We start from the raw sequence: 20,811 nt of genomic DNA, 5'->3' as shown, positions 1-20,811 counted from the left end.
CCTCCGCAAGCTTGCTCCGGGCGCGCGGACCGCGGGCGCGCCACTGGCGCCCCCTAAGATCGGCCCGCGACAAAATCTCGATGCGAACCAATCAAGCGGATCTGGTACTAGACCTCCCGCGCCGCCGGCGCGGGTTCCAGCAGGAACGCGGGATCGCCCGTGTCCGTCATCAGCCCGACCAGCCGGTGCGCGACGAACTCCGCCGCGAACAGGCTCGAGAACGCGGCGCGGTCGATTCCCCCGGCCCGACGCAGGATCTCGGCATAGCGCCCGAAATTCTCCGCGCCGATGACCAGAGGCGGCAACCCGGACCTCGCGAGATGATAGCTCGCGAGCAGGGTCGCCGTTCGTCCGTTGCCTTCGATGAAGAGCTGCGGCGCGCTTACAAACCGCACGAACAGGCCGGCGGCCAGCTTGCGCGGCGCACGGCTCCGATTGCGCTTGTACCAGTCCACAAGCTCTCCGATCCCCGGCCGTTCGTAGAAGACCCGCTCGGTCTCCTCGATATGGTCGCGGAACTGCGCGCGCCGCTCCGGCGAGACGCCGCAGAGCACGATATGGTTCAGCTCCAGCAGATGCCGCGTGGCACCATAGTCGAAGACATCTACCCGGTCCGCGAGCAACCGGTCGATATGGCGATAGCCCTCGAACAACCGGCGGAGAGCATCGGCCGTGATCGGCTCCTCGGCGAAGGCGTCGCTCAGCGCACCGTCGCCGTCGGCGGCGCCGAGCGCGTCAAGCACGCCGCCGATCCGGCCCAGATCGAGCCGCCGCCACTCGAAACACCGCGCGCCCATGCCCAACCTCCCGCCGGCCTTTCGCGATCGGATTTCATCCCGGAGCGAAGTACGATCCGGCAGAGCCGGCTCGTCCGCCCTAGAGTCTTGATTTAGCGCAACATCTTTGCCACCAGACGATTCCGTCTGGTTGGATATTGCTCTAGCTGAACTGGCCCGACACGTACTGCTTGGTCAGATCCTTGCCGGGGGCCTCGAAGATCTGCCGCGTTTCGCCGAGCTCGCAGAGAAAGCCGGTGCGGCCGCCCTGCGAAATATCGACCGAGAAGAACGCCGTCGTGTCGGCCACGCGTGTTGCCTGCTGCATGTTGTGGGTGACGAGCGCGACGGTGTAGTCGTCCTTCAGCCGCAGCATCAGCTCTTCTATGATGCGCGTCGCGATCGGATCGAGCGCCGAGCAGGGCTCGTCCATCAGGAGGACGGTCGGCTCGGTGGCGATGGCCCGTGCGATGCAGAGGCGCTGCTGCTGGCCGCCGGAGAGGGCGAGGCCGTTCTGCTTCAGCTTGTCCTTCACCTCGTTCCACAGGCCGGCGCGGCGCAGCGCCTGCTCGACCTTCTCGTCATAGTCGCCGCGGAACCGGTTCAACCGCAGGCCGAAGGCGACATTCTCGTAGATCGACATCGAGAACGGGTTCGGCTGCTGGAACACCATGCCGATATGGCGGCGTACGACCACCGGATCGATGTTCCTGGCATAGATGTCCTGGCCGAGGAACTGGACCTTGCCCTCCAGCCGGAAGGACGGGATCAGGTCGTTCATCCGGTTCAGCGAGCGCAGGACGGTGGACTTGCCGCAGCCCGACGGTCCGATGAAGCCGGTGATCTTGTTCTTCTCGATCGCAATGCTGCTATCGCGGACCGCGAGGAAGTCGCCATAGTAGATCTTCCCGATCTTCGCATCGATCGCCGCTTCGGGCGCGACGACGGACATCGGCGGCGCCTTTGCATGTCGCGCCGTTCCGGCCAGCGAATTTTCGATCATTGTCATGGTCTTTCCCCTGGTCTCTCAGACCTTGCTCGAGCCGACGAGGCGGCTCAGTACGTTGAATATCAGAATGATGATGACCAGCACCAACGACGCCGCCCAGGCGAGTTCGATCTGGTTTGGAAACGGCATTCCCGAGAAGTTGTAGATCAGGATCGCGAGCGAGGCGGTCGGCTCCCGCGGACTTCCGATCCAGTAGTTCGAGAACAGCGCCGTGAACAGAAGCGGTGCCGAGTTGCCCGCCGCGCCAGCCACCGCCAGCATCACGCCGGTCAGGATGCCAGGCCGCGCCGTGGGCAGGACGACCTTCAACACGACCTGCGTCTGGGTACAGCCCATGCCGTAGGCGGCGTCCTTCATCCGCCGCGGCACCATGCGCACCGCCTGCTCGGCGGTCAGCATCACGGTCGGCAGCATCAGCACCGCGAGGGCGACACCGCCGGCGATCGCCGAATAGGTGCCCATGGCCAGCACCAGCCAAGCATAGACGAAGACGCCGGCCAGGATCGACGGAAACCCGGTCAGCACCTTGGCAATGAAGCGCGTCGCGTCGGCCACCCGGCTGTGCGGAGCGATGACGCCGAGCAGCACGCCGCCGAGGATGCCGAACGGCACCGACAGCAGCGCGGCGAGCGCCACCATCACGCCGGTGCCGACGATCGCATTGCCGAAACCGCCGCCCGGCTCCAGCCCCGCGGGCGGCAACTCGGTGAAGAGCGCGAGGCCGAGCCGCGCCCCGCCCCGAGTGATCAGCATGTAGAGCACGGAGAACAGCGGCGCCGAGGCGAGGATCGCGAGACCCCAGAGCAGCCAGGTGAGGACGAGGTTGGTCAGCGCCCGGCGGTCGCCGAGGTCGCGGCTGAGATCGGGCGCGCCGGCGGCGACCGGATTGGCTATCATGGTCATCGACGCCTCACGACACTGTCTGCTTGGCGGAGAGTGCCATGATCACGGTCCCGATCATGTTCACCACCAGCGAAATGAGCAAAAGCACGATCGCGGCGTACATCAGCGCCTCGACCTCCGGCCCGCTGGCCTCGGGAAACTGCGAGGCGAGAAGCGACGCGAGCGTATTGGCCGGCGAGAAGATCGACCAGCTGATCTGGTTCGAATTGCCGATCAGCATGGCGAGCGCCATGGTCTCGCCGAGCGCGCGGCCGAAGCCGAGCACCAGCGAGGCGGCGATGCCGCTCGACGCGGTCGGCAGCATCACCTTCAGGATCGCCTCCCACTTGGTGGTGCCCATGCCGTAGGCGGCTTCCTTCACCTTGTAGGGAATGAGCGAGAAAGCGTCCTGGCTGATCGCGGCGACGGTGGGCAGCACCATGATGGCGAGCACCACCACGGCGGGCGCCAGCCCCGGCCCCGACAGCGAGGTCGAAAACGGCGGGAACCAGCCGAAATAGCCATGCAGCCAGTCGGCGACCGGCCGCGAGGCCGGGATCACGACGAAGATGCCCCAGAGGCCGAAGACCACCGAAGGGATCGAAGCCAGCATCTCGACCATGGTGCGGAAGACCCGCGCGAGGCGCGCGTCCAGGAAATCCTGGGTCAGGAAGATCGCCACCGCGACGCCGAAGAAGCCGGCGATCAGCAGCGCGAGGATCGAACTGTAGAGCGTGCCCCAGATCTCGGCGAGAATGCCGAACTCGCCCTTGCCCGGATCCCAGACGGCCGTGGTGAGAAAGCCGAACCCGTGCCGGGCCATGGCCGGCGCGGCGTCGACGCCGATCTTCCAGACGATATAGACCAGCAGCGCCACCACCAGGATGCCCGCGGCGTAGGCCATCGCACGAAACAACCGGTCGGCGAGGAACTCGCCGGCGCTCGGAGGTCGCGATATCGAGTGGCCGTCGTGGGCGGCCCACTCACTGTCGTAGCTCATCTTCACCATCATCCGATCGGGGTCATGCGCTCCGACCAACTGGCCGAAGCGCGAAGGGTCGGCCGCGCGGCCGACCGCGGGGATCAGGCGCCGGCGCCGATCTGTTCGGCGGCCTTGCGAACCTGCTCGGTGACGCTCTCCGGCAGCGGGATATACCCGAGGTCGCCGGCCATCGCCTGACCGTCGGTCAGGGCGTATTCGACCATCTTCTTCAGGCCTTCGACCTTCGCCGGATCCTGGCCGTGCTCGTAGAACAGCATCCAGGTGAAGGTCGCGATCGGATAGGCGTCGTCACCCTCGGGATCGGTGATGAAGGCGCGCATTCGATCGTCGAATTTCGCGCTGGCCAGAGCCGCCGCGCCACCCTCGCCGCCCGGGGCCACGAACTTGCCGGCCGCGTTCTCGAGGGTCGCCATCGCGGTGCCTGTCAGCTTGGCATAGCCATACTCGACATAGCCGATCGCGCCGGGGGTCTGCATGATGGTCGCGGTCACGCCGTCGTTCTTCGGCGCCTTCACGAACTTGTCCGTCGAGGCCCACTGCACCGAGGTGCCGACACCGGGCCCGTTCCTGAAGGCCTCGCTGATCGCCGAGAGATGGTTGGTGAAATTGAAGGTCGTGCCCGAACTGTCCGACCGCGCCACCACGGTGATCGGCAGGTCCGGCAAGGTCGCGCCATCGTTGGCCGCGGCGATTCGCGGATCGCTCCAGTTGGTGATGTCGCCGAGGAAGATGTCCGAATAGACGTCGCGCGGCAGCCGCAGCTCACCGACGCCCGGCAGGTTGTAGGCCAGTACCACCTCGCCGGCGGTCATCGGCAGCAGGACGACGCCCTGCGAAACCTTGGCGATGTCCTCGTCCTTCATCGCCGCGTCGCTGGCGGCGAAATCGACGACGCCGTTGATCAGGTCCTGGATGCCCGCGCCCGAGCCCTTGGACTGGTAGTCGACGGTCACGCCCTCGGTCTTGCCGCTGAAATCCTTGAACCAGGCCGAATAGAGCGGGAAGGGAAAGCTGGCGCCCGATCCCGTGATCCGCGTCTGAGCGCTCGCCGGCACCGCCAGCGCGACGGCCACCGCCATGGCGAGGCCCACCAAAGTCTTCCGCATGGATATCCCCCAATGCAATCCTTGTCGTCGGCGGGGATATTCGTCGGGGAAGGCGACGTTTTCGTGACAGATTTGTGGCGTTTTGTGCACCGCGGCGCGGAGGCCGCGCGGCGAGGGCGCTCCGCTCGCGCCAACCTGGCAAGGCTGTGACGCTCCGCGGGGACCGGGTTTGTCGCGGGGAAGTGGGTCGGCTTGGATCGCCCTGAACCGCGCGGGGTTCGCCGGCCGTGTCCCGATGCCCGCCGATGCGCCCGGCGCCGAGCAGTCCGAAACCGACGGTCATCCTGTCCTCGTGAGGGTTGCCGGCCGGAACGAAGTCAGGCCTTCTTGGTGCGCTACTTCTGCCGGTAGACGTCGGCCACCACCCCGGCGACGATGATGAGGCCCTTCACGATCTCCTGGTAGTACCCGGCGCGCGCGCCGGACGGCGCGGGACGGCCGCGTTTGCGACGGAACATCGATTCCTCCCCCTTGGGATATTGCGACCCGCGGTGGATCGCAACATTTATTTCATTATTAATTTACACGCAATTTTGCATGTAAACCGCATTATGCAATGATCGTTGCGTTCCCAGCGCGGCGCGCGTCAGGAGACGTGCGTCCAGGCGACCGCGCGACTCGAGTCGTGGATCGCCTCGACAAGGCTCTGGATTCGCAGGCCCTTGCGGAAGCCAAACGGCTCCTCCGCCTTGCCGGCGATGGCATCCATGTAGCGGGCGATCTCGATCGCCTTCAGATCGTTGAAGCCGAGCTGGTGGCCCGGCGCGACGCAGAACAGCCCGTAGGGCGGATGGTCCGGCCCGGCCTCGATCCGGCGAAAGCCGCGCCGGCCCGCCGCGTCGCCCGCGCTGTGGAAACGCAGCTCGTTGAACCGCTCCTGACTGAAGACGAGCGCGCCCTTCGAGCCGTAGACCTCGAAGTCGTGCTGCATCTTGCGTCCCATGGCGATCCAGTTCGCCTCGACCGACCCGCTCGCCCCATTCGCGAATCGCAGGAAGGCGCGGCCGACATCGTCGGTAACCACGGCGCGGGCGCCGCCCTTCCCGTCCGGCCGCTCGCGGATCACCGTCGCGCAGTCGCCGAGCACTTCGGCGATCGGCCCGAGCAAGTGCTCGGCCGTCGCGAGCGCGTGGCTGCCGATGTCGGCCAGCGCCCCGCCGCCGACGGGATCGTTGCGGAAGCTGAACGGCGCCGTGGCGTCGGCCATGTAGTCCTCGGCATGGACGCCGCGATAGCTGCGGATCTCGCCGAGCTCGCCCGCCGCGATCATCTCGCGGGCGAGCCCGATCATCGGATTGCAGAGGTAGTTGAACCCGACCTGGGTCTTGACCCCCGCCGCCTCGGCCGCGTCCGCCATCTCGCGCGCGTCGGCCGCGAGGGGTGCGAGCGGCTTTTCGCAATAGACGTGCTTGCCGGCGGCGATGGCCGCGAGCGCCATCTCCTTGTGCAGCGCGTTCGGCGCGGTGATGTCGACCAGGTCGATCGCCGGATCGGCGACGATCGTGCGCCAGTCGCCGGTCCCCTTCGCGAAGCCGAGCGTCGCCGCCGCGTTGGCGGCGAGCATGTCGGTACGGTCGGCGACGGTGTCGAGGACGAGATCGAAGGGCAGGTCGAAGACCCGCGGCGCGGTGGCGAAGCCGAAGGTATGCGTCTTGCCCATGAACCCGGTGCCGATCAGTCCGACGCGGAGAGGTGGTTTAGCGGGCATGGGCGTGGGCTCCGTTGACGATCAGCGCCGGATCGATCCGGCCGGCGAAGAAATCGAGGACGTTCTGGACCGACGAGATCGCCATGCGCTCGGCGCATTCGGCGGTGAGGCCGGCGATGTGCGGCGAGAGCACCACCTGGTCCATTGCGAGCAGCGGGTTGCCGGACGCCGGAGGTTCCTCCTCGAAGACGTCGAGGCCGGCGGCGGCGAGGCGGCCGTCCCGGAGGCTCGCCAGCAACGCCGCCTCGTCGACGACACCGCCGCGGGCCGTGTTGACGAGGATGCCGGAGGGCTTCATCGCCGCGAACTCGGCGGCGCCGATCACCGGTTGGTCGGCCTTCGGGGCATGTACCGACACGAGGTCCGCCCAGCCGAGCCCCCCGGCGAGGTCCGCGACCGGCGCGACCGCCCCCTCGGGCCAGCCCTGGCGCTCCAGAAACGGATCGAAGGCGCGGATTTCCATGCCGAAGCCCGAGGCCATGCGCGCCAGATGGCGGCCGCTGCGGCCATAGCCGACCACCAGCAGCCGCTTGCCCCGGAGCTCGCCCTGCTCAAGCCGGTTGCGCCAGCCCCAGTCGCCGGCGCGCACCGCCCGGTCGCCGCGGATCGCGCGCTTGGCGGCGGCCATCAGCAGCATCATCGCCTGCTCGGCGACCGAGATCGAGTTCACGTCGCCGACGATGGCGAGGGCGATGCCCCGGTCGTTCAGTGCCGGCAGGTCGACCGAGTCGTAGCCGACCCCGTGCCGCGACACGATGCGCAGCCGCCCGGCCTTGCCGACCGTCGCCGCCGACAGCGGCTGGGTGCGGATCACCAGCCCGTCGGCCTTGCCGATCAGCGGCGCATAGCTCGGCTCTGAGATGTCCTCGACATAGTCGAAGGTGACGTCGGGGGCGGACTTCGCGAGTTCGATGCCGCTCGGATGAAGCTTGCCCGCGATCAGGAGGTGCGGCATCAGTAGCCCCCTTTCGCGCCGGCGGGGGCCGCGTCGGCCCTTGCGCCCGTGAGGGTCCTGAAGGCCTTGACGCTGTCGGCCGCCGCCGCGGCCAGCAGGCGGGAGTCGCCGCCGACGGTCGTCATGTCGAAGCCCCAGCCGATCGCCCGGGCCGCGTATTCCGGCGTGCCGCAGTGCAGCGCGGCGCGGATGCCGTGCTTCTTGCAGGCGGCGACGATCGTCCGCAGCGCCTCCACCATCTCCGGTTCCTCGCGATCGAAGGCCGGCGCCAGCCGCCCCTGCGCGAGGCTCAACGTGAGATCGGCCGGGCCGACGTAGATGCCGTCGAGGCCGGGGGTCGCGGCGATGGCGTCGAGGTTCCGCATCGCCGTCGCCGTCTCGATCATCGCGAAGCCGAGGATCTCGTCGTTCGCCTCGCCGGCATAGTTGGCGCCGGCCGAGAAGTTGGCGCGGGTCGGGCCGAAGCTGCGCTGGCCGAGCGGTGGATAGCGCAGGTAGCTGACGAACTCCGCCGCCTGCTCGGGGGTGTTCACCATCGGGCAGATCACGCCGTAGGCGCCCGCGTCGAGCATCTTCATGATGATGCCGGGCTCCAGCCACGGCACGCGCGCCATCGGCACCACGCCCGAAGCGCGCATCGCCTGGAACATCGGCAGCACGTTCGAATAGTCGAGCGCCCCGTGCTGCGCGTCGATCGTGACGCTGTCATAGCCCTGCGCCGCCATGATCTCGGCGGTGAAGGGGTTGCCGATCGAGAGCCAGCCGTTGATCGTCGGCTTGCCTTCGGCCCAGAGGGCCTTCAGCCTGTTCCTGATCATGATCCCGACTCCCTAGAAGACGACCTGGGCGAGCTTGGTATCGAGGTAGTCGGTGATGCCTTCCGCTCCCCCTTCCCTGCCCATGCCCGAGTAGCGCGTGCCGCCGAAGGGCGCCTCCGAGGCGGCCATGGCGAAGCTGTTGATGCCGACCATGCCGGCCTTCAGCGCGGCGACCGTGCGGCGAGCGCGGCCCGCGTCGCGGGTGAACGCATAGGCCGACAGGCCCATCTCACCGGCGTTGGCGCGGGCGAGCACCTCGTCCTCCTCGCGGAAGCGGGTGATCGCGGCGATCGGTCCGAAGTTCTCCTCCGCGAAGACCTTCATGTCGTCATTGACATCGGCGAGAACCGTCGGCTCCAGGAAGAAGCCGGCGTTGAAGGCCGCGGCGCGACCGCCGCCGGCGACGACACGGGCGCCCGCCTTCACGGCGTCCTTGACGACGCCCTCGAGTTCGGCGCGCCGGCCGCCGTTTATCACCGGACCCATCTGCGCCGCGGGGTCGAGCCCGTCGCCGAGCTTCAGCGCCTTCGCCCGCGCGGCGAAACCATCCACGAAGGCGTCATGCAGGCTTTCATGGATGAAGAAGCGATCAGCGGTGACGCAGACCTGGCCGGCGTTGGCGAACTTGGTCGGGACCGAGACGTCGAGCGCGGTCCGAAGGTCGGCGTCGTCGTAGACGATGAGCGGCGCGTTGCCGCCAAGTTCCATCGTCACCTTCTTCATGGTTTCGGCGGCGTCGCGGATCATCTGCTGGCCGACGCGGGTCGAGCCGGTCAGCGAGACCTTGCGCACGAGGGGCGACGCCATGATCGGCGCGTAGGTCTCCGCGGTCGGTCCGACGACGAGATTGACCGTGCCGTCGGGCAGGGCGCCGGCGCGGCAGCAGTCGACCATCACCATCGCGGTCCCGGGCGTCTGGTTCGAGGGCCGCACGATCACCGAGCAGCCGGCGGCGAGCGCCGGGGCGACCTTGCGGGCGACGAGGGCGGCGGGGAAGTTCCAGGCGGTGAACGCTGCGACGACGCCGATCGGCTCGCGCGTCACCTCGAAGCGGCCGCCGGGGACCCGGCTCTCGACGATGCGGCCGTAGACGCGGCGCGCCTCCTCGGCATACCAGCGGAACTGGTCGCAGGAGAGCGCCCACTCGCGTTCGGCCTGGGCGATCGGCTTGCCGGTCTCGGACGAGATCATCCGCGCGGCCTCGCCCTTGCGGCGGATCATCTCGTCGGCGATGGCATGCAGGGCGTCGGCGCGCTCGAACGCGGTCCTGGCGCGCCACGCGGCGAGGCCGCGCTCCGCCGTGGCGATCGCCGCCTCGGTATCGGCGGCCGCCGCGACCGGCGCCTCGCCGAGGGGCTTCTCGCTCACCGGGCTGATGACCGGAGCGGCGCCGCCGCCGACCGCGCCGCTCCAGCTCCCGTCAATGAAAAGTCCGTACTTCTCGTACATGGCGTTTCCCGATCTCCCCTAGGATACTGGACAACCCGACCTCGACGGCCGGTCTCCATCGTTCGCCCGCGTCGGCGGGGCGCGCCTCGCCGCCGCTCCGAAGCCCGAGCGTTCATCCGTCGTTACTCTCGACGCCGGCGCATGCTTCCGATGAAGGACCGGACTATGTCGAACGGGTACATGCGACAATCAGCCCACAGCGACCCTTCCTCCCGAGGATCTCCATCATCTCCGCATCCCGCTCCGCCGGTTTCATCCCCGCCCGCGGGTGATTCCCGCCGCGGCGGCCGCTTGCAACGGTTCTCAACACCAGGAGTCCCTCCCGACGAAATTTCGCAACGTTTGTTGCATCATGCTTGATTTGTCAATATGCATTCCGTAAGAGAGCCCATGAACCAGGGCAGGGAGGAACGAATGACCCGGTCTACCGTACGTCTGACGATGGCGCAGGCGCTCGTGCGCTACCTGTGCAACCAGTTCACCGAGATCGACGGCGAGCGTGTCCAGCTCTTCGCGGGCGTCTTCGCCATCTTCGGCCACGGCAACGTCACCTGCCTCTCCGAGGCCCTCGAAGCGGTCCGGGACACTCTGCCGACCTGGCGCGGCCAGAATGAGCAGTCGATGGCCCTCGCGGCCCTCGGCTTCGCCAAGGCCAAGCGCCGCCGGCAGATCATGGTCGCGGCCTCCTCGATCGGCCCGGGCGCGACCAACATGGTGACGGCCGCCGGCCTCGCCCATTCGAATCGCCTGCCTGTCCTGCTCCTCGCCGGGGACACCTTCGCGAACCGCCGGCCCGATCCCGTGATGCAGCAGGTCGAGCATTTCGGGAATCCGACGCTGACGGTAAACGACTCGTTCAAGCCGGTCTGTCGCTACTGGGACCGGATCACGCTCCCGGAGCAGATCATCGGCTCACTGCCGCAAGCGATCGCCACCATGCTCGACCCGGCCGACTGCGGCCCGGCCTTCATCTCGCTCTGCCAGGACACCCAGGAGATCGCCTGCGACTACCCGGAAGCGTTCTTCGAGCCGACCGTCTGGTCCGTCCCGCGCCCGCGTCCCGACGCCGACAAGCTCGCCGAGGCGGTCGCACTGCTGAGGACCGCCAGGAGGCCGCTCATCATCTCCGGCGGCGGCGTCCGCTACTCGCTGGCCGAGGAGGCCGTCGCAAGGTTCGCGCTCGAACGCGGCATCCCGATGTCCGAGACCATCGCCGGCAAGGGCGCCGTGACGCACGGGCACGAGGCCCATGTCGGCCCGATCGGCATCCTTGGCTCGACCTCGGCGAACGCGCTGGCGGCCGAGGCCGACGTCGTGCTTGCCATCGGCACCCGGCTGATGGACTTCACCACCGGCTCCTGGACCGTCTTCAACCACGACGCCAGGATCATCGGCGTCAACGCCGCGCGCTGGGACGCGACCAAGCATCGTTCGCTCGCGGTGGTCGGCGACGCGCTCGCGACCGTGACCGAGCTCGATGCCGGCCTCGGCGACTGGAAGGCGCCCGAAGCCTGGACCCGGAAGGGCCGCGCGCTGATGGCCGAGTGGGACGCGCTGGTCGATGACTACCAGAAGCCGACCAACGCCGAGGTTCCGACCTACGCCCAGGTGATCGCCGCCGTCCACGCCGGCGCGCGGCCCGCGGATCCGATCATCACGGCGGCCGGCGGCCTGCCGGGCGAACTGGTCAAGGGCTGGCGGGTCAAGGCGCCGAACACCTTCGACTGCGAGTTCGGCTTCTCCTGCATGGGCTACGAGATCGCCGCCGGCTGGGGTTACGCCATGGCCCGGCCGGGGACGACGCCCATCGTCATGATCGGCGACGGCACCTACATGATGATGAACTCCGACGTCTATTCGTCGGTGCTCTCGGGGCACAAGTTCATCCTGATCGTGTGCGACAACGGCGGCTACGGCGTCATCAACCGCCTGCAGAACGCCAAGGGCACCCCGGGCTTCAACAATCTCCTGCGCGACTGCAAGGTGATCGAGCCCTTCCCGGTCGACTTCGTGAAGCACGCCGAGGCGATGGGCGCGCTCGCCCGCGGCTGCGACAGCCTCGCGGACCTCGCCGAGGCGATGAAATGGGCGCAAGGCACCGACCGAACCACCGTCATCACCATCAGGACCGACGCCTTCGCATGGGTGCCGGGCGATGCGGACTGGGACGTGGGCGTGCCCGAGATCTCGAGCCGAGAGACCGTGCGCGAGGCCCGCGCGAAACAGGTCGAGATTCGCGCCAGGCAGCGCGTGGGAGTGTGAGCCGATGAAAGCCAGACTGGGCATCGCCCCGATCGCGTGGTGGAACGACGACCTCGCCGAGCTCTCCGACGACGTGAGCCTGGAGGAGTGCCTCCGCCAGGCGAGCGTCGCGGGGTTCACCGGGATGGAGACCGGCCGCCGTTTCCCGATGGACGCCGCGCTGCTGAGCCCCATCCTGGCCAGCTATGGCGTCTCGGTCTGCGGCGGCTGGTTCTCCGGCCTCCTTCTCGACGGCGAGATCGCGGTCGAGAAGGACCGCGTCGCCGCCCAGATGGCCTTCTTCAAGGCCGCCGGCGCGCCCTGCATCGTCTACGGCGAGACCGCCCGCTCCATCCAGGGCGATCGTTCGAGACCGCTGAGCCAGAAGCCGAAGCTCTCGGAAGACGAGATCGCGGCCTACGGCCGCAAGATGACCGCCTTCGGCGAATGGTGCGCCGAGCAGGGGATGCCGCTCGCCTACCATCACCACATGGCGGCGGCGATCGAGACCGAGCCGGAGCTCGACCTCTTCATGAAACATTCGGGCGAGGGCATCCCCCTCCTCTACGACGCGGGCCACATGGCCTTCGCCGGCGGCGACGTGCTCCGCGTCATCGACAAGCACCACGCCCGCATCAGCCACGTTCACACGAAGGACGTGCGCCGGCGCGTGATCGACGGGCTCGACCGGACCCGCGAGAGCTTCCTCGACGCGGTGGTGAAGGGCGCCTTCACCGTCCCCGGCGACGGCGACCTCGACTTCGAGGCGATCGTCAAGCGGCTCGCGGGTTACGGCTATGAGGGCTGGTTCGTGGTCGAGGCCGAGCAGGACCCGAAGGTCTCGCCGCCCCTCGATATGGCCAGGATCGGACACAAGGAGCTTCTGCGCGTCATGGACGCCGCGGGATACCAAGTGGAGGCGTAGGCACATGAACCGCATGGATGGAAAGATCTGCGTGGTCACCGGCTCGACGCAGGGTCTGGGCGCCGCGATCGCCCGTCGCCTTGCCGAGGCGGGCGCCGCCGGCGTCGTCACCCTCGGCCGCGACGAGGCCAAGGGCCGGGCGGTGGCCGAGGGGATCACCGCCGCGACCGGCGTGCCCGCGCATTTCGTCCGCGCCGACCTCGGCAGCGTCGAAGACTGCCGCGACGTCGTCGCCGAGACGGATCGCGTCTTCGGCAGGCTGCACGTGCTCGTCAACGCCGGCGCGATCACCGACCGCGGCACCATTCTCGACACCAGCCCCGCGCTCTTCGACCGCATGTTCGCGACCAACCTGCGCGGACCGTTCTTCCTGATGCAGGACGCGATCAGGCTCATGATCCGCGACGGCGTCGAAGGCGCGATCCTCAATATCGGCTCGATGTCCGAACTGGCGGGCCAGCCGTTCCTCAGCGCCTACAGCGCGTCGAAGGGCGCCCTTGCGACGCTTACCCGCAACACCGCCTTCTCGGTGCTCTGCAACCGCATCCGGGTGAACCAGCTCGACATCGGCTGGATGGCCTCGGACAACGAGCGCGCGCTGAAGCTGTCCGAGTCAGGCGATCCCGACTGGGAAAGGAAGGCGGCCGCCGGCCTCCCCTTCGGTCGCCTGATCGAGCCCGCCGAAGTCGCGCGCGTCGTGAACTTCATCTGCTCGGACGACGCCGGCCTGATGACCGGCGCGGTCATCAACTTCGACCAGTCGATCTGGGGCGCCTACGGCGCCTCGCCGGTCCCCGACGGACCGATGACCCTTTGAGGGGCGGCCTGCCCCCTCATTCCGGCTCCTCCCCGACCGCGGATCCTGCGGGGTCCGCCTTTTCCCGCGCTACTGTCCGGTCACCGTCGGGATCCGCGGATCCTCGGCGTTGTTCTGCAGCCGCGCCGCCAGGGCCACGGTCAGCGCCTGGGCGAGGCACATCGGCGCCGCGAGCGACCGTGAGAAGGTATATTCGTGCTCCGGCACCGCGAAGAGCACGTCCGCGCTCTTGGCGAGCGGCGACAGCGTGCTGTCGGTGATCGCGATGATCGAGATTCCGCCCGCCGCGACGTTCTCGACCACGTTGACGACCTCGGTGGCATAGAAGCGAAACGACACGGCGACGAGGACGTCGTTCTTCGCCATGGTCCGCGACATGTGCGTCGCCAGGCCGCCGCTCGGGTCGAGAAGGACGCAGCGCTTGCCGAGCATGGTGAAGACATAGCGCAGCAGGTCGACCACGGGCGCCGAGCGCAACTGCCCGATGAGGTAGATCGCCTCGGCCCGATGCAGCAGCTCCGCCGCCCGGGCGAGATCGTCCGCGGCGACATCGGTGAGAAGCGCCCGCAGCGACGCGACATCGCGGACCACGAGGTCGCGCAGGAAGCCATACTCGCTGCGGTCCTCCCGCGCGCCAAGTTCGCCCTCGAGCGCCTTCACCCGCGCCTCGAAACCGGGCGCGGCCGTCGAGAGTCGCTTCTGGAACAGTTCCTGCAGATCCTTGAAGCCCGAATAGCCGAGCGACTGCGCGAAGCGCACGAAGTTCGACGCATGCACGCCGCGGCGCTCGGCGAGGGCGCTCACCGACCGGACGGCGACGTCGTTCGGGTTCTGGGTGAGGAAAAGCGCGATCGACTGATAGCCCTTGCTCATCGAGTCATAGCGTTCGTGGATCACCCGGATCAGCTCCTCGTAGTCCCGGGGAGCTTCGGGCTTCTCCGCCCTTCCCCGGGAGTCCAGTGGCTTTTCCACGCGCGCCTACCTCGCAATTTTCGTTGCGACTATGCCGCGATATCACCGACGGCGCTACCAGAAATCGGGGTGATCCGCCTGCGCTGCAATAGCCATTGCGCACGATGGTATCTTTCAATGCAACGTGAATCGCACCGCTGGCATCGTCGGCCCTGGCGGGTGACGAACGCGCGCCCCTCCGCGCCGGAACGGTGCGCGCACGCGCGGACCGTCTCGTCCTCGCGATCAACGCCGGCTTCCAGTGGATCACCGGCGCCCCGCCGTCCCCGACGGAATGCTTCGCGCGCTCCGTCGGCGGCGCCTTCAAGGCAGCCTCCTGAACCCCCGCCCCTGATCCCCGCCGAAGGCCGGCGCCTCCTGGCGCACGACCTCGGTCAACCAGTCGGCCGCGGCGCGCACCCGGGCGACGTCGCGGAGGCTCTCATGGATCGCCAGCCAGTAGGAGCGCACCGCGCGCTGCCTCGGCGGCACCCGCGCGAGGCTGCCCTCGCGGCACGGCCCGACGGCGAGATAGTCGTGCAGCGCCCCGATCCCGGACCCGGCCTTGACCGCCTCGACCTGCCCGATCGCGCTCGTCAATTCGACACTCGATCGCCAGCCCCGCAGGAACTCGGCGGCGTAGTTGAGCGCCGGCGCGGCGATCAGGTCTTCCACATAGCCGACCAACCTGTGCTCCGCGAGTTCCGCCGCGTCCCGAGGCGCCGGGTGGACGGCGAGATAGGCGGGGCTCGCATAGAGACCGAGCGTGTAATCCGTCAGCTTGCGCGCGACGAGCCGACCCTTCTCAGGGCGTCCGACCATCACTGCGAGATCCGCCTCCCGTCGCGACAGCGAGAAGCCGCGCGGCGTCGGCACCAGCTGAACCACGAGCGCCGGATGCCGTTCTGCGAACGCGGCCAGTCGCGGCGCGAGAAAGCCGACCCCGAACCCGTCGGGCGCGCCGATCCGCACCACGCCCGCCGCCGCCGCCCCGGTGCCCTGCAGCTGTGCCTGCGCCCCGAGCATTTCGGCCTCGACCCGCTCCAGCGTCTCGAAAAGCGCGACGCCCGCGTCGGTCAGCTCCGAGCCATGCGTCCGCCGCGCCAGCAACTTCGTGCCGAAAGCGGCCTCGAGCGATGCCATGCGCCGCGACAGCGTCGCCTGATTCACCCCGAGCGCGCGCGACGCGCCGAGCATCTGCCCCGCTCGCGCGACCGCGAGAAACATCCGCGCGTCGTCCCAGTCGAGCGCCCCGGCCAATGTCGATTTCTGCATATCAGCTTTTCATCTCGGGCGATTGATACCCGCATTTCACAATGCGATCTGACCACTGCCAGCGCAAGGAGGGAACGATGACTGACCTTATGCACTCCATCGGCGGCGCGCCTGTCCCCGGCGCGTCCGGCCGCTTCGCCGAGGTCTTCAATCCGGCGACCGGCGGCGCGGGCAAGCGCGTGCCGCTCGCCACCAAGGCCGAGGTGGACGCCGTCGTCGCGGTCGCGAAGGCCGCCTGGCCGGACTGGGCCAGGACCCCGCCGCTGCGCCGCGCCCGCATCCTCGACAAGTTCAAGGCGCTGCTGATCGAGAATGCCGACAAGCTCGCCGAGCTCATCTCGGCCGAGCACGGCAAGACCCATGACGACGCGCTCGGCGAGGTCACCCGCGGCCTCGAAGTCGTCGAATTCGCGATCGGCATCCCGCATCTCCTCAAGGGCGAGATCACCGAAAACGTCGGCACCGGCGTCGACAGCCACTCCTTGCGCCAGCCGCTCGGCGTCGTCGCCGGCATCACGCCGTTCAACTTCCCCGTCATGGTGCCGATGTGGATGTTCCCGGTGGCACTCGCCTGCGGCAACTGCTTCGTGCTGAAGCCCTCGGAGCGCGACCCCTCCGCGCCCCTCTTCATCGCGGAACTACTGACGCAAGCCGGCGTCCCCGCCGGCGTCTTCAACGTGGTGAACGGCGACAAGGAGGCGGTGGACGCCCTCCTCGACAACGCGGACGTGAAGGCGGTGAGCTTCGTCGGTTCCACCCCGATCGCGCGCTATATCTACGCCCGCGGCACCGCGAACGGCAAGCGCGCGCAGGCCCTCGGCGGCGCCAAGAACCACGCGATCATCATGCCCGACGCCGATATCGACATGGCGGTCGGCGCGCTGATGGGCGCCGCCTACGGCTCGGCCGGCGAGCGCTGCATGGCGATCTCGGTCGCCGTACCCGTCGGGGAGGAGACCGCGAACCGCCTGATCGAGGCGCTCGTCCCGAAGATCGAGGCGCTGAAGATCGGCCCGGCCAGCGATCGCGCCTCCGAGATGGGCCCCCTCGTCACCGCGCAGCACCTCGCCAAGGTCCGGGGCTACATCGACGCCGGCGAGAAGGAAGGCGCGAAGGTCGTCGTCGACGGCCGCGGCTTCAAGGCGCCCCAGGGCTACGAGAACGGCTATTTCATCGGCGGCACGCTGCTCGACGACGTGACCCCGGACATGACCGTCTGGAAGGAGGAGATCTTCGGCCCGGTCCTGTCGGTTGTCCGGGCGAAGAACTACCAGGACGCGGTCGATCTCGTCGGCCGGCACGAATACGGCAACGGCGTCGCGGTCTTCACCCGCGACGGCGACGCGGCCCGGGCCTTCGCCCACGACATCGAGGTGGGCATGGTCGGCGTCAACGTGCCGATCCCGGTGCCGATGGCCTTCCACTCGTTCGGCGGCTGGAAAGCCTCGCTCTTCGGCGACCACCATATGCACGGGCCCGAGGGCGTGCGTTTCTACACCCGCCTGAAGACCATCACCACCCGCTGGCCCACCGGCATGCGCGCCGAGGCCGAATTCGTCATGCCGACAATGGGCTGACGTGACCCGTTGCTTCTCCTCCACGCGCCGCGGGAATCCGGACCACGGGAAAGGGACCGGATTTCAAACGAAGCAGGTTCCGCGAAGGGCGGATCATCGGATTGCCGGGGGAGAACGAGGCTTGTACTCCGGTCGCCGATCTCCGCCACGGGCATGGGATGTCGTCGGCCAGGTTCATGCATGGAGGGCGAAATACGGCGGTCGGGACGTATCCGACGCCAAACGGCTGAAGACGCTCGACGAAGAAAATGCGAAGCTGATACGTGTCGAGTCGTAAGATATGCAACGCTCTGTTGCAACCGGTAGCAAGCAAGCCGAGCAAGCCTCACGATCCCGATCTAGCAAGAAAATCCGGGCACGACGCGCCGTTTGAAACCGCGCGTCGCAAACGCCACGGAGGGAAGGGAAGGACCAGCACTATCAACACCGTCCGACCGGCGTACTTTCGTCGCGTCGAATTCTGCAACCGATTGCAAACCGGGAACCCTCGCGTGTCGAACGAGGGCAAGCAAGCCTTTCGAGGTCATGGGAGAGCGAGCACGCTCGCCAAAAAACAGAGCCAGTCGGCTCGCAACCTGGAGGAAAACATGCTCAAACACTGGAAATCGCTCGCTTTCGCCGCGGGCATCGCCGCGTACGCGCTCGGCACCGCCGCGCCTTCGATGGCGCAGGACGCGCCGACGATCATCGTGGTGTCGCACGGCCAGGCCAACGACCCGTTCTGGTCGGTCGTGAAGAACGGCGTCGACTACGCCGCCAAGGAAACCGGCGCAAGCGTGTCCTACCGCGCGCCCGAAACCTTCGACATGGTGGCAATGAGCCAGCTGATCGACGCCGCGGTCAACCAGAACCCCGCGGGCCTCGTCGTCTCGATCCCGGACGCGGACGCGCTTGCGCCGTCGATCGAACGCGCGGTGGCGGCCGGCATCCCGGTGATCTCGATGAACTCGGGCGCGGACGTCTCGAAGCAGCTCGGGGCGATGCTGCACGTCGGCCAGGCCGAGTTCGACGCCGGCAAGGCGGCGGGCGAGAAGCTGAAGGAGATGGGCGGCAAGATCGCGCTCTGCGTCAACCAGGAGGTCGGCAACGTCTCGCTCGACCAGCGCTGCGCCGGCTTCACCGAAGGCTTCGGCGGGACAGTGACCGTGCTGCCGACCACCAACGACCCGACCGAGGTCGAGGCGAAAGTCAAGGCGGCGATCGCCGCCAACCCGAGCGTGGACACCATCATGGCGCTCGGTGCCAGCACCGCCGGCGAGCCGTCGCTGGCCGCCGTCAAGGCGACGGGCGCCAAGATCAACGTCGCGACGTTCGACCTCTCCGCGGGCTTCCTCGACGCCGTCGCCAAGGGCGAGGCGGCGTTCTGTGTCGATCAGCAGCAGTTCCTCCAGGGCTACCTGCCGGTGGTGTTTCTCAACATGTACGCGAAGTTCGGGCTGATGCCCGGCGGCAACGTGCCCTCGGGCCCGAACCTGATCACCAAGGAAAAGGCCGCGCAGGCCGTCGAGTTGTCCGCCAAGGGCATTCGCTGAACCTCTCACCGCGGGGGCGGCGCGCCGCCGCCCCCGACCCCTCATCCGACGCGAGATAGGAACCAGAGCAAATGGTCACCACATCGCCTATCGACGAGCGCCTGAAGCGCGCGTCCCTGCTGGCCCGGCTGATGAAGCGGCCGGAGCTCGGGGCACTCGCTGGCCTGGTCCTCGTCACCGCCTTCTTCGCGGCGACCGCTGATCCGGTCATGTTCAGCCTCTCCGGCGTGCTCAACTTCCTGAGTCCGGCGGCGCAGCTCGGCATCCTCGCCATCGGCGCCGGACTGCTGATGATCGGGGGCGAGTTCGACCTCTCGATCGGATCGATGATCGCCTTCACCGGACTGATCTTCGGAAGCGCGATCACCGTCCTCGGCCTGCCGCTGATCCTCGCCGTCCCCCTCACGATGGCAGTCGCGGCCATGATGGGCTTCATCAACGCCCAGATCGTGATCCGGTCCGGGCTCCCGAGTTTCATTGTCACCCTCGGCTCGCTCTTCATCCTGCGCGGCCTCAGCCTGGTCGGGCTGAAATGGGCGACCGGCGGCTCGACCCAGATGCGCGGCATTCGTGACGCGGTCTCCTCCGACTGGCTGCTGCCGGTGTTCTCGGGGGACGCGTTTCAGGGCCTGTTCCGCTGGCTGGGAACCCGCGGCATGATCGCCGCTTTCCCGAACGGCGAGCCCACGGTCAAGGGCATCCCGGTCGAGATCATCTGGTTCCTGGCGATGACCCTCGCCGCCACCTGGGTCCTGCTCAGCACCCCGGTCGGCAACTGGATCTTCGCGTCGGGCGGCGACAAGAACGCCGCGACCAATTCCGGCGTGCCGGTGCGCAAGGTGAAGACCTCGCTCTTCATCCTGACCGCCTGCTGCGCCGCTCTCGTCGCCATCATCACCGTGCTCGATGCCGGCTCGACCGACGCTCGGCGCGGCTTCCAGAAGGAGTTCGAGTCGATCATCGCGGCCGTCATCGGCGGGTGCCTGCTGACCGGCGGCTACGGCTCGGCGATCGGCGCCTTCCTTGGCGCGATCATCTTCGGCATGGTCATGATCGGCCTGACCTACACCAAGATCGACGGGGACTGGTACCAGGTATTCCTCGGCGGCATGCTTCTTATCGCCGTCCTCTTCAACAACGTGATCCGCAAGCGCGTGACCGGGGAGCGGTGACATGAGCGATGACAGCACCCTCCCCCCCGGCGGCGCGTCGATTTCGACCAGGCCCATCGTCGAGATGCGCGACATCCAGAAGCACTTCGGCAATATCATCGCGCTGGCAGGCGTCAGCTTCGACGTGCGCCCCGGCGAGTGCCATTGCCTGCTCGGCGACAACGGCGCCGGCAAGTCCACTTTCATCAAGACCATGGCGGGGGTGCACAAGCCTTCGGTCGGCACAATGGTGGTGGATGGCAAGCCCGTCGTCTTCGACAGCCCGCGCGACGCGATGAACGCCGGCATCGCCACCGTCTACCAGGATCTGGCGATGATCCCGCTGATGAGCGTCACCCGGAACTTCTGGATGGGGCGCGAGCCGACCAAGGGCCGCGGCATCTTCAAGCGCTTCGACCACAAGCATGCCAACGCCGTGACGATGGAGTCGATGAAGCGGATGGGGATCAATCTCCGCGAGCCGGACCAGGCGGTCGGCACCCTCTCGGGCGGCGAGAGGCAGACCGTCGCCATCTCCCGCGCCGTCCATTTCGGCGCCAAGGTGCTGATCCTCGACGAGCCCACCTCGGCGCTCGGCGTGCGGCAGACCTCGAACGAGATCGGAAGAGCGTCGTG

General features: G+C 68.0%; 18 protein-coding genes. 6 read left to right on the top strand and 12 right to left on the bottom strand.

Annotated elements, in window-relative coordinates; translation table 11 throughout:
• Positions 1-107: 107 nt before the first annotated feature.
• The 10 genes from Q0480_RS17170 to Q0480_RS17125 all read right to left on the bottom strand — a co-directional run bounded on the left by Q0480_RS17170 (position 108) and on the right by Q0480_RS17125 (position 9,706).
• Positions 108-797, bottom strand: a complete 690-nt coding sequence (locus Q0480_RS17170; RefSeq protein WP_299134832.1) for a Fic family protein — start codon at positions 795-797, stop codon at positions 108-110.
• Between the two features lie 142 nt (positions 798-939).
• A complete protein-coding gene (gene pstB / locus Q0480_RS17165; protein WP_299134834.1) occupies positions 940-1,728 on the bottom strand; it encodes a phosphate ABC transporter ATP-binding protein PstB in 789 nt (262 codons plus the stop codon).
• A 75-nt stretch (positions 1,729-1,803) separates the two neighbouring features.
• A complete protein-coding gene (gene pstA, locus Q0480_RS17160; RefSeq protein ID WP_299134830.1) occupies positions 1,804-2,688 on the bottom strand; it encodes a phosphate ABC transporter permease PstA in 885 nt (294 codons plus the stop codon).
• Between the two features lie 7 nt (positions 2,689-2,695).
• On the bottom strand, positions 2,696-3,667 hold the full coding sequence (gene pstC, locus Q0480_RS17155; protein WP_299134827.1) for a phosphate ABC transporter permease subunit PstC: 972 nt from the start codon (positions 3,665-3,667) through the stop codon (positions 2,696-2,698).
• 83 nt (positions 3,668-3,750) lie between these two features.
• A complete protein-coding gene (pstS, locus tag Q0480_RS17150; RefSeq protein ID WP_299134824.1) occupies positions 3,751-4,776 on the bottom strand; it encodes a phosphate ABC transporter substrate-binding protein PstS in 1,026 nt (341 codons plus the stop codon).
• Positions 4,777-5,111: 335 nt separating this feature from the next.
• Positions 5,112-5,234 carry a hypothetical protein gene (locus tag Q0480_RS17145; protein WP_299134822.1) on the bottom strand — a complete coding sequence of 41 codons (123 nt, stop codon included), beginning with the start codon at positions 5,232-5,234 and terminating at the stop codon, positions 5,112-5,114.
• Between the two features lie 128 nt (positions 5,235-5,362).
• Positions 5,363-6,484 carry a Gfo/Idh/MocA family oxidoreductase gene (locus tag Q0480_RS17140; RefSeq protein WP_299134820.1) on the bottom strand — a complete coding sequence of 374 codons (1,122 nt, stop codon included), beginning with the start codon at positions 6,482-6,484 and terminating at the stop codon, positions 5,363-5,365.
• Positions 6,474-7,439 carry a hydroxyacid dehydrogenase gene (locus Q0480_RS17135; protein WP_299134817.1) on the bottom strand — a complete coding sequence of 322 codons (966 nt, stop codon included), beginning with the start codon at positions 7,437-7,439 and terminating at the stop codon, positions 6,474-6,476. The genes Q0480_RS17140 and Q0480_RS17135 overlap by 11 nt, the downstream gene beginning before the upstream one ends.
• Complete coding sequence (locus Q0480_RS17130; protein WP_299134814.1) at positions 7,439-8,257, bottom strand: aldolase/citrate lyase family protein; 819 nt, start codon at positions 8,255-8,257, stop codon at positions 7,439-7,441. The genes Q0480_RS17135 and Q0480_RS17130 overlap by 1 nt, the downstream gene beginning before the upstream one ends.
• A gap of 12 nt (positions 8,258-8,269) precedes the next feature.
• Positions 8,270-9,706 carry an NAD-dependent succinate-semialdehyde dehydrogenase gene (locus Q0480_RS17125; RefSeq protein WP_299134811.1) on the bottom strand — a complete coding sequence of 479 codons (1,437 nt, stop codon included), beginning with the start codon at positions 9,704-9,706 and terminating at the stop codon, positions 8,270-8,272.
• Between the two features lie 414 nt (positions 9,707-10,120).
• Here Q0480_RS17125 and iolD point away from each other — a divergent pair, with 414 nt between their 5' ends.
• The 3 genes from iolD to Q0480_RS17110 are packed head-to-tail and all read left to right on the top strand — an operon-like array spanning position 10,121 to position 13,689.
• Complete coding sequence (gene iolD, locus Q0480_RS17120) at positions 10,121-11,968, top strand: 3D-(3,5/4)-trihydroxycyclohexane-1,2-dione acylhydrolase (decyclizing) (RefSeq protein WP_299134808.1); 1,848 nt, start codon at positions 10,121-10,123, stop codon at positions 11,966-11,968.
• A 4-nt stretch (positions 11,969-11,972) separates the two neighbouring features.
• Positions 11,973-12,872: a myo-inosose-2 dehydratase gene (gene iolE / locus Q0480_RS17115; RefSeq protein ID WP_299134805.1), complete on the top strand. Its 900-nt coding sequence runs from the start codon at positions 11,973-11,975 to the stop codon at positions 12,870-12,872.
• 4 nt (positions 12,873-12,876) lie between these two features.
• Positions 12,877-13,689 carry an SDR family oxidoreductase gene (locus Q0480_RS17110; RefSeq protein WP_299134802.1) on the top strand — a complete coding sequence of 271 codons (813 nt, stop codon included), beginning with the start codon at positions 12,877-12,879 and terminating at the stop codon, positions 13,687-13,689.
• A 69-nt stretch (positions 13,690-13,758) separates the two neighbouring features.
• Here the strand turns inward: Q0480_RS17110 and Q0480_RS17105 are convergent, their stop codons facing one another.
• Both Q0480_RS17105 and Q0480_RS17100 read right to left on the bottom strand, forming a co-directional pair.
• Positions 13,759-14,661, bottom strand: coding sequence for a MurR/RpiR family transcriptional regulator (locus Q0480_RS17105; protein WP_299134800.1), 903 nt, complete (start codon positions 14,659-14,661; stop codon positions 13,759-13,761).
• Positions 14,662-14,964: 303 nt separating this feature from the next.
• Positions 14,965-15,915, bottom strand: coding sequence for a LysR family transcriptional regulator (locus Q0480_RS17100; RefSeq protein ID WP_299134798.1), 951 nt, complete (start codon positions 15,913-15,915; stop codon positions 14,965-14,967).
• A 77-nt stretch (positions 15,916-15,992) separates the two neighbouring features.
• Between Q0480_RS17100 and Q0480_RS17095 the strand changes: the two genes are divergently transcribed.
• The 3 genes from Q0480_RS17095 to Q0480_RS17085 all read left to right on the top strand — a co-directional run bounded on the left by Q0480_RS17095 (position 15,993) and on the right by Q0480_RS17085 (position 20,196).
• On the top strand, positions 15,993-17,492 hold the full coding sequence (locus tag Q0480_RS17095) for a CoA-acylating methylmalonate-semialdehyde dehydrogenase (RefSeq protein ID WP_299134794.1): 1,500 nt from the start codon (positions 15,993-15,995) through the stop codon (positions 17,490-17,492).
• 293 nt (positions 17,493-17,785) lie between these two features.
• Positions 17,786-19,024 carry a sugar ABC transporter substrate-binding protein gene (locus Q0480_RS17090; RefSeq protein ID WP_299134791.1) on the top strand — a complete coding sequence of 413 codons (1,239 nt, stop codon included), beginning with the start codon at positions 17,786-17,788 and terminating at the stop codon, positions 19,022-19,024.
• Between the two features lie 71 nt (positions 19,025-19,095).
• Positions 19,096-20,196: an ABC transporter permease gene (locus Q0480_RS17085; RefSeq protein ID WP_299134788.1), complete on the top strand. Its 1,101-nt coding sequence runs from the start codon at positions 19,096-19,098 to the stop codon at positions 20,194-20,196.
• Positions 20,197-20,811 lie beyond the last annotated feature (615 nt).

Source organism: uncultured Amaricoccus sp. (assembly GCF_937891315.1).
GTDB lineage: Bacteria > Pseudomonadota > Alphaproteobacteria > Rhodobacterales > Rhodobacteraceae > Amaricoccus.
This window is presented reverse-complemented; position numbering and strand designations above follow the sequence as displayed.

Coding starts and splice junctions, on each gene's coding strand:
- Q0480_RS17085 (WP_299134788.1), top strand. CDS start 19,096: ATGGTCACCACATCGCCTATCGACGAGCGCCTGAAGCGCGCGTCCCTG.
- Q0480_RS17110 (WP_299134802.1), top strand. CDS start 12,877: ATGAACCGCATGGATGGAAAGATCTGCGTGGTCACCGGCTCGACGCAG.
- Q0480_RS17140 (WP_299134820.1), bottom strand. CDS start 6,484: ATGCCCGCTAAACCACCTCTCCGCGTCGGACTGATCGGCACCGGGTTC.
- pstC (WP_299134827.1), bottom strand. CDS start 3,667: ATGAGCTACGACAGTGAGTGGGCCGCCCACGACGGCCACTCGATATCG.
- pstB (WP_299134834.1), bottom strand. CDS start 1,728: ATGTCCGTCGTCGCGCCCGAAGCGGCGATCGATGCGAAGATCGGGAAG.
- iolE (WP_299134805.1), top strand. CDS start 11,973: ATGAAAGCCAGACTGGGCATCGCCCCGATCGCGTGGTGGAACGACGAC.
- Q0480_RS17135 (WP_299134817.1), bottom strand. CDS start 7,439: ATGCCGCACCTCCTGATCGCGGGCAAGCTTCATCCGAGCGGCATCGAA.
- pstS (WP_299134824.1), bottom strand. CDS start 4,776: ATGCGGAAGACTTTGGTGGGCCTCGCCATGGCGGTGGCCGTCGCGCTG.
- Q0480_RS17100 (WP_299134798.1), bottom strand. CDS start 15,915: ATGCAGAAATCGACATTGGCCGGGGCGCTCGACTGGGACGACGCGCGG.
- Q0480_RS17130 (WP_299134814.1), bottom strand. CDS start 8,257: ATGATCAGGAACAGGCTGAAGGCCCTCTGGGCCGAAGGCAAGCCGACG.
- Q0480_RS17145 (WP_299134822.1), bottom strand. CDS start 5,234: ATGTTCCGTCGCAAACGCGGCCGTCCCGCGCCGTCCGGCGCGCGCGCC.
- pstA (WP_299134830.1), bottom strand. CDS start 2,688: ATGACCATGATAGCCAATCCGGTCGCCGCCGGCGCGCCCGATCTCAGC.
- iolD (WP_299134808.1), top strand. CDS start 10,121: ATGACCCGGTCTACCGTACGTCTGACGATGGCGCAGGCGCTCGTGCGC.
- Q0480_RS17095 (WP_299134794.1), top strand. CDS start 15,993: ATGACTGACCTTATGCACTCCATCGGCGGCGCGCCTGTCCCCGGCGCG.
- Q0480_RS17125 (WP_299134811.1), bottom strand. CDS start 9,706: ATGTACGAGAAGTACGGACTTTTCATTGACGGGAGCTGGAGCGGCGCG.
- Q0480_RS17170 (WP_299134832.1), bottom strand. CDS start 797: ATGGGCGCGCGGTGTTTCGAGTGGCGGCGGCTCGATCTGGGCCGGATC.